Annotated in this window: 12 protein-coding genes; 7 read left to right on the top strand and 5 right to left on the bottom strand. The window is 54.5% G+C overall.

All coding sequences use genetic code 11. The features are described 5' to 3' along the window. Positions 1-122 precede the first annotated feature (122 nt). On the top strand, positions 123-527 hold the full coding sequence (locus HUF18_RS07175; RefSeq protein WP_145469355.1) for a hypothetical protein: 405 nt from the start codon (positions 123-125) through the stop codon (positions 525-527). On the opposite strand, the gene HUF18_RS07170 is transcribed toward HUF18_RS07175, so the two are convergent. Both HUF18_RS07170 and HUF18_RS07165 read right to left on the bottom strand, forming a co-directional pair. Continuing rightward, positions 509-2,560 (bottom strand): response regulator, encoded by a 2,052-nt coding sequence (locus HUF18_RS07170; protein WP_225691671.1) that lies wholly within the window; start codon positions 2,558-2,560, stop codon positions 509-511. The two genes, HUF18_RS07175 and HUF18_RS07170, sit on opposite strands and share 19 nt — an antisense overlap. A 47-nt stretch (positions 2,561-2,607) precedes the next feature. Then, positions 2,608-3,150 carry a helix-turn-helix domain-containing protein gene (locus tag HUF18_RS07165; protein ID WP_145469353.1) on the bottom strand — a complete coding sequence of 181 codons (543 nt, stop codon included), beginning with the start codon at positions 3,148-3,150 and terminating at the stop codon, positions 2,608-2,610. A 193-nt stretch (positions 3,151-3,343) separates the two neighbouring features. On the opposite strand from HUF18_RS07165, the gene HUF18_RS07160 reads away from it, so the two are divergent. The 4 genes from HUF18_RS07160 to HUF18_RS07145 all read left to right on the top strand — a co-directional run bounded on the left by HUF18_RS07160 (position 3,344) and on the right by HUF18_RS07145 (position 9,302). Next, positions 3,344-5,188 carry an EAL domain-containing response regulator gene (locus HUF18_RS07160; protein WP_225691670.1) on the top strand — a complete coding sequence of 615 codons (1,845 nt, stop codon included), beginning with the start codon at positions 3,344-3,346 and terminating at the stop codon, positions 5,186-5,188. Between the two features lie 92 nt (positions 5,189-5,280). After that, entirely contained in the window at positions 5,281-5,541 is a 261-nt protein-coding gene (locus HUF18_RS07155; RefSeq protein WP_145469351.1) for a hypothetical protein, read from the top strand. A 9-nt stretch (positions 5,542-5,550) separates the two neighbouring features. Next, on the top strand, positions 5,551-8,397 hold the full coding sequence (locus HUF18_RS07150; protein WP_225691669.1) for an insulinase family protein: 2,847 nt from the start codon (positions 5,551-5,553) through the stop codon (positions 8,395-8,397). A 134-nt stretch (positions 8,398-8,531) separates the two neighbouring features. Next, positions 8,532-9,302: an SDR family oxidoreductase gene (locus HUF18_RS07145; RefSeq protein ID WP_225691668.1), complete on the top strand. Its 771-nt coding sequence runs from the start codon at positions 8,532-8,534 to the stop codon at positions 9,300-9,302. A 63-nt stretch (positions 9,303-9,365) separates the two neighbouring features. On the opposite strand, the gene HUF18_RS07140 is transcribed toward HUF18_RS07145, so the two are convergent. Further along, entirely contained in the window at positions 9,366-9,980 is a 615-nt protein-coding gene (locus HUF18_RS07140; RefSeq protein ID WP_225691667.1) for a flavin reductase family protein, read from the bottom strand. Positions 9,981-10,138: 158 nt separating this feature from the next. Here HUF18_RS07140 and HUF18_RS07135 point away from each other — a divergent pair, with 158 nt between their 5' ends. Next, on the top strand, positions 10,139-11,092 hold the full coding sequence (locus tag HUF18_RS07135; protein ID WP_145469348.1) for a bile acid:sodium symporter family protein: 954 nt from the start codon (positions 10,139-10,141) through the stop codon (positions 11,090-11,092). Continuing rightward, entirely contained in the window at positions 11,089-11,616 is a 528-nt protein-coding gene (locus HUF18_RS07130; protein WP_225691666.1) for a DUF1439 domain-containing protein, read from the top strand. The genes HUF18_RS07135 and HUF18_RS07130 overlap by 4 nt, the downstream gene beginning before the upstream one ends. A 73-nt stretch (positions 11,617-11,689) precedes the next feature. Here the strand turns inward: HUF18_RS07130 and HUF18_RS07125 are convergent, their stop codons facing one another. Both HUF18_RS07125 and HUF18_RS07120 read right to left on the bottom strand, forming a co-directional pair. Then, positions 11,690-12,223, bottom strand: a complete 534-nt coding sequence (locus tag HUF18_RS07125) for a cytochrome b (protein ID WP_225691665.1) — start codon at positions 12,221-12,223, stop codon at positions 11,690-11,692. A gap of 103 nt (positions 12,224-12,326) precedes the next feature. Continuing rightward, on the bottom strand, positions 12,327-12,557 hold the full coding sequence (locus HUF18_RS07120; protein WP_145469345.1) for a DUF2175 domain-containing protein: 231 nt from the start codon (positions 12,555-12,557) through the stop codon (positions 12,327-12,329). Positions 12,558-12,702 lie beyond the last annotated feature (145 nt).

Raw genomic sequence — 12,702 nt, 5'->3', positions numbered from 1 at the left:
CCAATCCACCCGCTGATCGTGGCTGGCACACCAGATCGCCAACCCATTGGCTTGTTAAGAATTCGGGCGGATTAGTATATCCTATCGTCCCCTGCTTAAGATAACGACCAAGGTTAAAGCAAATGATTGATGAATGGGTGCCATCGACCGAAGGTTCGGCCAAGATCAGCGCGTCAGAGTTACAACAATGTCTGGCTGTAACAGCGCTCATGGCCGGCGACAGCTCCCAGGCTGAGCAACAGCTGGGTGAAGATACCGTTAAAACGCTGCGTTCCCATATACAACTCACCGAGGAGCAGTGGCAGCCGGCTCTGGAAACCTTCAGTGCAGATGAGCTGTTTCAGCTGGCAACCTTTTTTACGCTGGCAGAAATGAAGTTCAGTGGCTGGCAGTGCGGCGCTAAGAACCCGGCAATCTGGATTTTCCGCACCCTGAAAAGGAATGGTCAGCTGCCGGAAAAAGACGCAATCCGTCATCTGAAGAGCCTGACCGATAACCGCTACATACCTTATGGCAGCGCACTCTGATCCGGATAGAGAAAACCACATAACGCCTGACGCAACTCCTCCAGGCGGATGGGTTTTGATAAATAACCATTCATCCCGGCTTGTTTACAGGCCGCTTTCTGTTCAGCCATAACATCCGCCGATAATGCAATAACAGGAATCTGCCGGCGTTGCGTCAGGCTGCGTATCTGTCTCGTTGCCTCCAGCCCATCCATAACCGGCATATGGCAATCCATCAGCACCAGATCGAACTCTTTTTGGCGGTACAGTTCAACCGCCTCCTGCCCATTAGCCGCAAGCGTAACCTCACAACCCAGCCGGACCAGCATCTGGGTAGCGACTTTCTGATTCACAATATTATCTTCGGCCAGCAGTATACGGATGCCCTGCAACTGCCCCGGGTCGGGTGAATGTTCCTGTAACTGACGGCCGAAGCGGGTAATCAATTGATGGTTATTGTTTTCATCAAACAAGCGCAACAAGAGCTGCTGTAAGTGCTCCTGGCTGATCGGCCAGTCCCAGAATGCATTGATCCCCTGTGCCAGCAAATCCGCTTCCGGCACCGGCACGTTGTCTGCAGCCGTTACCGCAAGGCGGGTGCCCCCCTCGCTCAGACTGGCGGTAACTCCGTCCCGATAAAGGCTAAACAAACGATAAGGCAGAACCAGAATATCGGGCCTGGCATCTTTCAGTGCATCAAGCAGATCTTCGGCAACAGAAAACTCTCTGACCGTTATACCCAGCCGGCGTACGACCGATACCAGTAGTGCGCGATTAATCCGGGCCTCATCACAGACCCAGAGCGTGCCGCTATGAACATTAGTATCCGGCTGATGCTGGCCTGATGGCAGATCACTGGCCGCAATCGTCAGATTGAGATCAAGCCAGAAGTTTGACCCCAGCCCGGGCGAGCTGATTACCCCGACCTTGCCATGCATCAGCGTCGCCAGACGACGGCAAATGCTTAAACCAAGCCCGGTACCACCGACCAGCGTTGACAGACGCCCATGCGCGACACTGTATTCATCAAACAACTGCAGAGCCCGGTCTGCGGCGATGCCAATACCGGAGTCCTCTACCGAGAAACGCAGCAACACCTGGCTGAACTGGCGCCGGACCACAACCAGCCGCAGCAGAACATGGCCCCGCTCGGTAAACTTCAGTGCATTAGTGAGGTAATTCATCAGAATCTGGCGGATTCTGATGGCATCACCAATGACATAGTGCGGCACCGAATCCTCTACAAAGAACTGCAAACTCAGGTTTTTTTCCCGCGCTCTGGCGCTCATCATGGCAATCAGGCTGTCGATCATTTCACGGATATTGAAACTTTCCTCTTCAATCGTGAGCTTATCGGCGTCAATTTTGGAAATGTCGAGAATATCGTTAACGATAGTCAGCAGGTGTTCTGAAGATGATTGAATAATACGCACAAAGCCCATTTGCTCAGATGACAAAGGTGTTTGCTCAAGTAAGGAAACCATCCCCAGCAACCCGGTCATCGGCGTACGGATTTCATGACTCATACTGGCCAGAAAGCGGCTTTTGGCCACATTCGCTTCTTCTGCCTGTTCTTTTTCTGCAGTCAGAATATCCCGCGCCAGCTTCTGCTCGGTAACATCGGTACTGATCACCAGCAAACTCTGCAAATCGCGGTATAAACTCAGCGGAATCAGCTGATTATGGAGATAGTTAATGCGGCCCTGCGGATCGCGCAGAGTAATATCAAAGGATTGAGGGGAGTGGCTCCTGATCGCAGCTTCCAGACTCTGAGTAAACCGGATAGCCTGATCCTGCGGCAGAAAATCGACCGATGATTTGCCGGCAACATCTTCCAGAGTAAAGCCATCAAACAAATGGTTAACATCCAGAATACGGCCTTCACGGTCAATTTCGGTGATAACGTCAGGCAGGTGTTGCCAGAGAATGCGGAAGCGCTGAGCCGAGGCAAGGTTTTCTTTTAACTCCCGCCGCAGACGCCAGCACCAGCTGGCCAGCCAGAGAACCAGTAAAACCAGCAGAAGCGTTAATCCCAGTAACGCAGAAAAAGTCATAGCTCCCTCTCCGGACAGGTCTCAGTCCTTTGTGACCCAGAGCTTCACTATGCAGCAGCGTCACCCGTCAGAAATGCCAACAGAGCTTGCTGATCCCTGGGCCACTGGTAGCTCAGCCAGCCATCCTTTGCCGGTTTCTCCGGTTCGTGGCGACTGATCAGCAGATACAGGGTTTCACGGGATTCACTGTCGCGCATAAGGCGGGCAACCGAATCCTGAGCAGCTGCAGAATTTACAGCAATGGCTCCCGGCTGATGTTCGGCAATCAGGAAACCAAACTGAATCGGGTCGGTGGTCACCAACGGCTCCCAGCCTGCACGCCGGACAAAAGAAGCCACATCGGCGGAAAAATCCTCTGCATCAGCCAATAACACCAGCGTTCTTACTCCCAGCGATAAATCACCGGGCACCGGCATATTATTGTCCTGCAGAAACGTAATAAAACTGCTCACCGGAATACGGTTATCTCCGCGCCCCGGCAGCTTGTAGGCATCCAGGTGACCGCGTTCGATCCAGCGAATAACGGTACGGAAATTCACGCCGCAGTATTTCGCCACTTCTCCGGTTGTTAAGGCCTGTTTTTCCCTCACAGCATTATCTCAAGTCAGCAACTACACTGGTTTCAGTATAGATAGCCTTTCGCCAATGCAAGGAGAAATGAGCAAATTGCGACATTCCCCTGCCTCACCCCGGGCAGAGCCATACATAAAGCAGAAGCAGGATGCTACAGTAGCTTTGGCTCAGGACAGACTCAGGCCATGTTAAACCGCCAGGAGAAAAAGAATGCAAAGGAACGTCTTACTCGTCGATGATGAGGCCGGCATTATTCAGGCCATCCGCCGTATGCTGCGTGCAGAGCCCTTTCATATCCACGAGGCCAGCAGTGGCGATGAAGCCCTTGCCATCCTGCAGCGCTATGACATTGAATTGCTGATCACCGATTACAAAATGCCGGGAATGGATGGCCTGACCCTGTGCCGGAAAGCACGTGAAATTTCTCCCGCCACCTATCGCCTGCTGCTGTCTGGCCAGGTTGATTACAGCGCCCTGCGCAGCGCCTGGCAGCAAGGCGATGTTCACCGTTTTGTCGCCAAACCCTGGGACAACCTGTTACTCGGTATCGATATCAAAGAAGGTCTGAAGCAGCACGATTTACTGAAAAACCTGCAACAGGTCAGTCAGGCGGTACAGACAGAACAGGCAATGCTGCTGACTGACAACAACTGGATTGTACGCATGGCCAGCCCGTTACTGTGCGAGGCCCTGCAATGCGAAGAAAGCGATCTGCTGGGTATTAATCTCTTTGCCCATGCGCTGTCCTCGATGCCCGTGACACTGGAAACCGACGTAACCCGTCAGGTAGAACAGCAGCAGACCTGGCTTGGCCACTTCAACCTTACCGGCCCACGGCAGCTGAACCTGCCAGCCTGGATGGCAATCACCCCGTTAGGCAGCCAGTACCGGTTGTGCTCCTGCAACTTTGTGACGTCCGACCAGTCTCCGCAACGCGATCTTAAAGACGAGCTGCAGCGCTACTCCGGCGAGCACCACCTGCAACGCCTGCAACAGGCGGCAGACGATGCCCGTACCGAGCCACAGCTGATGGTGGTCGCGCTGCCAGAAGAAGTAAGCCATAAAGATCTGTCATCCATCTGCTACGAGCGCCTGCAAGCCGCAACAGATGACCTTTACGAGATTTACTCACCACAACCACATACCTTTCTGATTCTGCTGCCGGCGTCGGTATCTGCGGAACAGATTGAACGGCTGAGCCAGAATATTCAGCAGGATTTTAATGAGAGCGTCAGCTTTCAGGGACAACCAATTCTGCTGCAACCACAGATCAGCATCGAACAGAAACCCGCAGGCATCGCTCACTGGGATGACTGGCTGCGCCGCCGCCTGGGCCTGCCGGCGACCAGCGGAAAAGAACAACCGCGTACGACCACAACCACACCGGTTGCGGATCAACATCACGCCAGCAGCCAATTCCGGGCTCTGCCGGTCTTTAACCAGCAGGGAACACTGACTGCACTGCAGGCTCCGGAAGCCAGTACCTACAATGAATCCGGCTGGGTTGCCTGGTTCAGAGCCATCGGCAATATCTGGCAGCAACACTTTGATCATGAACTGCACATTATTATGCCTGCAGCTGAGCAACCGCCAGCCAGTGTCAGGGCCTTTGTCAAAGCCCTTGCTGAAGCCCGTCAGCGGCTGCCCCTGCAATGCCATATCATCCTCGGCGAAGACTGCATTCTCAGCCAGGATGAAGCCGATCTTAACTGGCGTGACGAACTGCGCACCCAGCAGTGTCAGCTGTTTATTGCCAACTTCGGCCGCAGCTTCCTCAACTCCCGCCAGATACTGTCATTGCCGATTCAGGGCGTCAGTCTGGCTCCGGAATTCCTCATTCATATGCGCAACAGTAAGTCGCTGCCACAGAGCCGCCGTCTGTTGCAGCGCATTCACGATCATGAGCTGATCATTTACGCTCCCGGAATGGATAATACCGAAGCCCTGGCTTCGGCCCATCAGAGTAATGTCGACTGGTTATCCGGATCGGTATTATCGCGCGAGCTGAGCGCCGACCAGCTGCAATGGTTCTCGCCCAGCGCCGAACTGGGCTGAATGATGCAGAACTTTTCTGCAATCCCGTGTGGGTAGCGGGTTATTCAGAGGCTCCTTGGGTTATGATAGGCTCCTGTTAAAAGGAGCCCGTTGTGAATAAAGATCAAGCCTACCACCAGATTGCCCTCGCCTGCCTGAAAGCCCTGCGTACCCCAGCCGGTGCCAGCGCCGAAGACCCGGTCAAAGAGCTGTATTCTGTTATCGATAACGCCTTCGAAAGTCAGTTTGCCCTGTTGGTTGCGGAACTCGAAGACAGCAAGCACCGTCTCAACCAGATTCAACAGCTGGATCCGCAACGCCATACTCTGGCGGATGCGCAGGCCATCATTCATTACAACGGAACTGCACACTAGGGAGCAGGCATGTTATCGCCACGTTATTGGACGTTTTTATTCATCGTACTGGGCGCAATCGTATTTTCTATGATTAAGTTTTCCGCCGGACCCGAACTGATCGTCAGCCCGGCTGACACTTTTAATTACCGTTATCTGACTCTGGATAACGGTATGAAAGTGCTGCTGGTCAATACCCCCAATGCCGACAAAGCCGCTGCCGCCGTCAGCGTCGATGCCGGCAGTGGCGATGACCCCAAAGGCCGTGAAGGCCTGGCTCACTTCCTTGAGCACATGCTGTTCCTCGGTACCGAGCCTTACCCGGAAGCCGGTGAATATCAGGCTTATATCAGCCGTCATGGCGGCAGCCATAACGCCTTTACTGCCCACAGCCAGACCACGTATTTTTTCGATATCGATAACAAAGCCTTAAGCGGTGCACTGGATCGTTTCGCGCCGTTTTTTATCTCGCCAACCTTCGATGAAGCCTACGTTGAGCGTGAGAAAAACGCCGTTCATGCCGAATACAGCTCCAAGCTGAAAGACGATTTCCGCCGTATTTATTCCGCCGAAAAACAGGCGATGAATCCGGATCACCCATACGCATCCTTTGCCACCGGTAATCTCGATACCCTGTCCGACCATCCTGACAGCAAAACCCGCGACGAGTTACTGGCCTTCTACAACAGCCACTACTCTGCCGATCGCATGACTCTGGTACTGGCTGGTAAATACGAGCTGGATCAGCTGGAAGCCTGGGCAAAAAGTCATTTTTCTGCAGTGCCAAAGCGTCAGACCGTAGCTCATGTTGCTAATCCGCCCCTGTTTATTCAGGGCCAGTTGCCACTGGATATGAACATTGAGCCGGTGAAAGAAATCCGCCGCCTGCAGTTCACCTTCCCGATGCCGGAAACCCAGTCGCTGTATGCCTATAAACCGGTACAGATTCTGTCAAACCTGATCGGCCACGAAGGTGAAGGCAGCCTGCTGGCGTTCCTGAAAGAGAAAGGCTGGGCCGAAGGTCTGAGCGCCGGTCGCTCACTCAGCACTCAGGACGAAACCACACTGGTGGTGCAGATTCAGCTGACCAAACTGGGCCTGCTGTATACCGAAAACATTACCCAGGCGCTGATGCATTACATCGACCTGCTGAAGCAACAGCCGCTGCCGCAATACCTGCTTACCGAGCAGCAGCAACTGAGCGACCTGTCATTCCGCTTCCAGGAACAGAGCCGCATCAGTGATTACGTGGTACGCCTGAGCAGCAATATGCTGGTGTATCCGGCGGAAGACATTATCTACGGCGATTACCGCTGGCAGCCAATCAGCCAGCAACAGCTGCAGCCTTATCTGGATGCGTTATCCGCCAGCAACATGCTGCGCACCCTGATCGCCCCACAGATTGCCACCGAAACCATCGACCCATGGTACGGCACCGCAATCCGCATCCGTCCCGGCGATTATCGCGCCGATGCGGTGACCACCGAGGGTCTGGCAAGCCTGACCCTGCCGGCACCGAATCCGTTTATTCCGACCGACTTTACCCTGCACGCAGACAGCACTCAGGCGACTCCGGAAAAACTGATCAGCGAACCCGGCCGTCTGCTGTGGTATTACCCGGAGCATGAATTCGCCATGCCGAAAGCCCGGGTGATGGTGCAGCTGCAACAGGCCAGCGTACAGAATTCCGCGCGTCAGCGGGTACTGGCGCAGCTGTACAGCCGCACCGTTAACGAAGCGCTGAACACCTACAGCTATCCGGCCTATCTGGCTGGTCTGAATTACAGCCTCAATGCCTCCGGCCGAGGTCTGGAACTGGCACTGGGTGGTTATCAGCACAAGCTGCCGGAACTGCTGAAGCGCGTTCTCAGCGAAATGAACAGCATCAACCTGGGTGAAGAAGACTTCGGCCGCTACAAAGCCTCGCTGCAGCGTACCCTGGAAAATCAGCTGAAGAACAAGCCGTTTGAACGTGAACTGGCGGTGCTGAAAAACTGGCTGTACGAACCAAGCTTCGATCAGGCCGATCTGCTGCAGGCACTGGCCGCAGTCAGCCGTGAAGACGTTATGCAATACGCCACCACCTTCAGCAACGAACTGGCCGTGCAGATGTATGTTCATGGTCAGCTGAGCAAAGCTCAGGCACAGGAGCTGGCCGCCATTGTTGACGCTCAGTATCCGGCCAAAGCCGCTCAGGTCGCTCTGCCACAACTGCTGCAGATTCCGGCCGGCCAGTACCAGAAAAACCTGACACTGGATCACCAGGACACCGCCATCGTGCTCTACGTGCAGGGCCAGGAAGGCAGCGACCGCAACCGTGCACGCTACGCGCTGCTGGGTCAGATTCTCAGTGCGCCTTACTACCAGACCATGCGCACCGAACAGCAGCTGGGTTATATCGTGTTTGCCACGCCATTCCCGCAGCAGACCATTCCGGGCCTGGCCTTTATCGTGCAGTCACCGGAAGCGTCTCCACAGGCAATTCTCGACAGCAGCCTGAGCTTTTTCAGCAACTTCGAACAGCAGCTGGGCAGCATGTCGGAGGAAGAATTTAACTCCTACCGTCAGGGCCTGAGCACACTGTTGCTGGAGAAGCCGAAAAATATGGCGGAAAAAGTCGCCCGCTTCTGGCGTGATATTGAAGTACAGCGCTACAGCTTCGATACCAACGAAGCCATTGCCGCCGAGGTGAAAACCCTGAGCCAGGACGAAGTCCGTGCTCTCTACCAGAATGCCATTCTGGAACGCGGCAAGCCCTGGCTGCTGCTGACCCAGGGCGGTGCAGTACAGGACTGGCCAGCGCTCGACAGCCTGCAACGCGAACAGCTGTCACGCTTTACGCTGCAGCCTGCCGGTCTGGCAGACAGCGCTCAGTAAGCCTTTACTGATTTAAAAGCCCGCCATGATCTGTGACATTGCGGGCTTTTTTATGTCTGGCGTACTTTACCCTTTACCTGTCGGACGATAATCGCGAGTCTGACACTCTGGTTCTTTTTACCGAGTAAAGCCACATGATGAAAAATGCCTTTATCACCGGTGCCGCCTCCGGCATTGGCCGCGCCACAGCCGAAACCCTGTACGCTCAGGGCTGGAGTCTGGGTCTGGCGGATATTAACGAACAGGCATTAAAGGAAATGACCCTGGGCTGGGATGAGCAGCGCGTACGCTGCTACGCCCTCGATGTGACCAAACCAGAGCAGTGTGCCGCGGTGATCGGTGAGTTTGCCGCGCAGCATGACAAACAGCTGCGCCTGCTGTTCAACTCCGCCGGCATTCTGCAGATTGACCGTTTTGAAGACGTCAGCAGCCAGCGCCACCAGCAGATTTTCGATATCAACGTGATGGGCACTATCCACTGCTGTCAGGCCGCCTTCCCTTACCTGCGTCATACCAGCGGCGCTCAGGTGATCAATATGAGTTCTGCCTCGGCGACCTATGGCATTCCGCGGCTGGCCAGTTATTCCGCCTCCAAATTTGCCATCAGCGGCCTGACCGAAGCGCTGGAGCTGGAATGGGAAGAGTACGGCATCCGTGTCTGCGATGTGATGCCGCCTTTTGTCAGCACACCGATGCTGAATGAACAGGCCTCCGGCGCCCCGGTGCTGGATAAACTCGGTGTGCATCTGAACGCCGAGGATGTCGCCCGGACCATTCTGCAGCAGATAGAACAGCCTAAGACCCACCGCGCCGTCAGTCTGCAATTTGCCCTGACCTACGCCGCCAGCCAGCTGCTGCCACGGGCGGTTACCCGCGCCATTATCCGCTTTCTGAATAAAGGCTGAGTCGCCGCTGCGCCCGGAATTTCCGGGCGTTTTTTATTACGACGCTGTTTTGTGCCAGCGTATTTATTCCGGCCGCGGCAGATTAAACAACTCACCCAGCGCGGCATATTCACTGCCGCCCAGACGCGCCAGCGGGTTCAGCTCCGCAGCCCCTATCTGCAGGCGCGGCTCTTTGCTGAGCACAATATCGTCCGCCAGATACGCCGCCTCGGCCTGTAAAAACAGCACATGCTGCCCACCCGGTCCGACATCCACCTGCTGTTGCAGAGTGCAGGCAAAAGCAACCGGCGCCTGACTGAGGCGCGGCAGGGCTGATCCGGAAAAAGCTTCCAGTGCCAGAGCAGAACGCTCGACCTCACTGTCGCCATAGGCCAGCGTTGCCGAGCTGGCGTTCAGTGCCTGTAATTGTTCAACCGATGCGATGTGCAGCACACAACGACCATCACGGGCCAGATTGGTAAAGGTATCTTTTTCGCCGCCGCCGGGCTTTTTACCCACAGAAACCACAAAGGTGGGCGGGTTGGCACAGACCGGCGCGAAGAACGAAAACGGTGCCAGGTTATAGGATGAGCCATCGTCATTTGCGCTCAGAATCCAGGCGATCGGACGCGGCAAAACGGTCTGAATCAGCAGGTGATAACTCTCAACAGGGTTAAGGTCGGCAAAACGTAATTCCATGATGACTCCGTTATTGATCGAATTTACAACCGGGTGAATTATTCCCGCCAGCGGCGTGAAATACCAGACAACGGATAAGCGATGACGATACACCAACGCTCAGCACTGCGCCGCAGGCGTCACTGAGGTAACATAGCGCTCTGCTTCCGGAGGCTTCTATGTTTTCTGTTAACCGTTATTTCCCCCTGCTGGCCATCGCCGTCAGCGCCCTCGCCTGGTATGAACCGCAGCCATTGCTGGGGCTGAAAGACGCCATTGTGCCGCTGCTGACCATCGTTATGTTCTGTATGGGCCTGACCCTGCGCTGGGCGGATTTTCGCCGCGTCTGGAATAAACCACAGCCTATCGCTCTGGGAGTGTTGCTGCAGTTTACCTTAATGCCATTGATCGCCTGGCTGTTGGTACAGCTGCTGCAACTGCCGCCAGAGCTGGCGATTGGCCTGATCATTGTCGGCGCCTGTGCCGGCGGCACCGCCTCCAACGTGATGACCTATCTGGCCGGCGGCGATGTGGCGCTGTCGGTCAGCATGACGCTGATCTCCACCCTGTGGGGCGTGGTGCTGACGCCATGGCTGGTTGCCTTTTATTCGTCCGCTGAAATTGCCGTGGATACCCAGGCGATGATCATCAGCATCGCTCAGATTGTGCTGCTACCGATTGCCGGTGGCCTGTTGTGCAACCGTTTTCTTCCCCAGGTCGGACGCAGCCTGAACAGCCACCTGCCGGATATTGCCAGTGCCTTTATTCTCGCCATTATTGCCATCATCGTTGCCCTGAATGCTGACGAGATTGCCACCATGGGAGCACTCGCCGTTGTGGCGGTGATGCTGCATAACCTGCTGGGTCTGGCCGCGGCATATGGCATCGCGCGCTGGAATGGTCATACCGAAGTGGAAGCACGCACCATTGCGCTGGAAGTCGGGATGCAGAATTCCGGTCTGGGCGTCGCGCTCGCACTGAAATTTTACGGCCCGATGGCCGCACTGCCCGGCGCACTGTTCAGCGTCTGGCACAACATCAGCGGTTCTCTGCTGGCCGCTTTCTGGAAGTGGCAGACCAACAAAAAAATCCGCAATCTGAGCCAGCAGAAGGCGGTTAAGGAGCATCTGTGAAATTATTAACCACACTCTGCACCAGCAGCCTGCTGCTGTTCAGTCTTGCCGCACAGGCCTATGAAGTACGCCTCACGGAACAGCAACTGCAGCAGCAGTTAGACAGCCAGATGCCCCTGACACAAAGTCAGGGCATGGTGACGTTAACGCTGAGTAATCCAAAGCTTGATCTGCTGCCCAGCGGTAACCGCCTGAGCCTGCAGACCAACGCCGTTATTGCCACCAGCATTGGTTTGCAAAGCAATGGCCAGCTGACCGTGGAAGGCAAAATCCGCTACGACAAAGCCAGCTACAGCTTTTTTATTGAAGAACCGGTCATCCGCCAGCTTGATATTGATGGCCTGGCCCCGGCGCTGCAGCCACAGCTGATATCACTGGCGCAGAAGGCGCTGACCCCGGCGCTGACCAAGCAGCCGGTCTACACCCTGAGCGATCAGGATATGACGGAAGCCATGGCGCGGATGATGCTGAAATCCCTGACCATCAGCGATGCCGATGTGGTTCTGGTGATGAGCCCGTTCTGAGCTGGCTCGGTCTGATCGTAACGGACAAAAAAACCGGCGTATTGCCGGTTTTTTTTATGCTGAGCTGGTTTGGTTATTTTTTCAGACTCATGCGTTTCAGCGTGTCGTCTTTCAGCTTGACGTGGTGATACAGCGCCGCTCCGATATGAGCTACCAGTAAGATCAGCAGAGCCCAGGCTGTCAGGCCGTGTACACCTTCAGAGAATTCATGCATATCGTGACTCTTACCTATCAGAGTGGGTAACTCCAGACCAAACAGCGCAACCGGATATCCGGCACTCTGACTCATCAGAATGCCACTGACAGGCATCAGCAGCATGCACAGATAAAGCAGTCCCTGTACGGCTTTGGCTTTAATCACATCCGCCCTTGGTATACCAGCCAACGGGGCAACCGGATTATTAAGGCGTACCGGTATGCGGATAATCAGCAGAATAAGCACCACTACGCCAAAGGATTTATGCAGGCCAACGAGCTGCAGTTTTTCCGGCCCGCGGGGTAATTCCTCCAGCAATATACCAATCGCCAGGAGAGCAAAAATCAGCAGGGCAGACCCCCAGTGCAGCAGTTTGGTGGGCAGATTAAAATGAGCCGATGGTTGTGCCATGACAGTATCCCTATCTTTAGTAATGGCATCAGTATACGCCGAATAAAACATTGCCCAAGAGGCATAGAGGTCGTTGCTTTTTATCCGGCAAATTGCTGGGCGGCTACCAGAGTTCGATTTCGGTATGAATCGACTGACGGGAATTAACTTCAATCTGCACCAGATCCTGCAGCTCATTCAATTCCGTTGCATTCAGCTGACGCAGATTCAGAGATTTAAACACACGTTGTTCAATCAGATGACGCTCATAACAGGACTGGTGTGCAATACCGATTCCGGAAACCGTGATGGGTTTTCCGGCTAATGCCGACTGATGGCAAAACTCGCACTTCATAAACCATGCATTCCACAAAAATAAAAAAGAATTTTATACCCCTATATAAAAAAAGGATTAATAACAATGTTATCAATCCTCTTAGAATTTGTAACTTTTATGTAATAGAAACGTACAGCGTGCTGTTCCTCAATTTTTATTCAAC

The sequence above is a fragment of the Thalassolituus sp. ST750PaO-4 genome (assembly GCF_020320405.1).
Classification (GTDB): domain Bacteria; phylum Pseudomonadota; class Gammaproteobacteria; order Pseudomonadales; family Oceanobacteraceae; genus Venatoribacter; species Venatoribacter alkanivorans.
The sequence above is the reverse complement of the archived record's forward strand: the minus strand, read 5'-3'. Positions and strand labels throughout refer to the sequence as shown.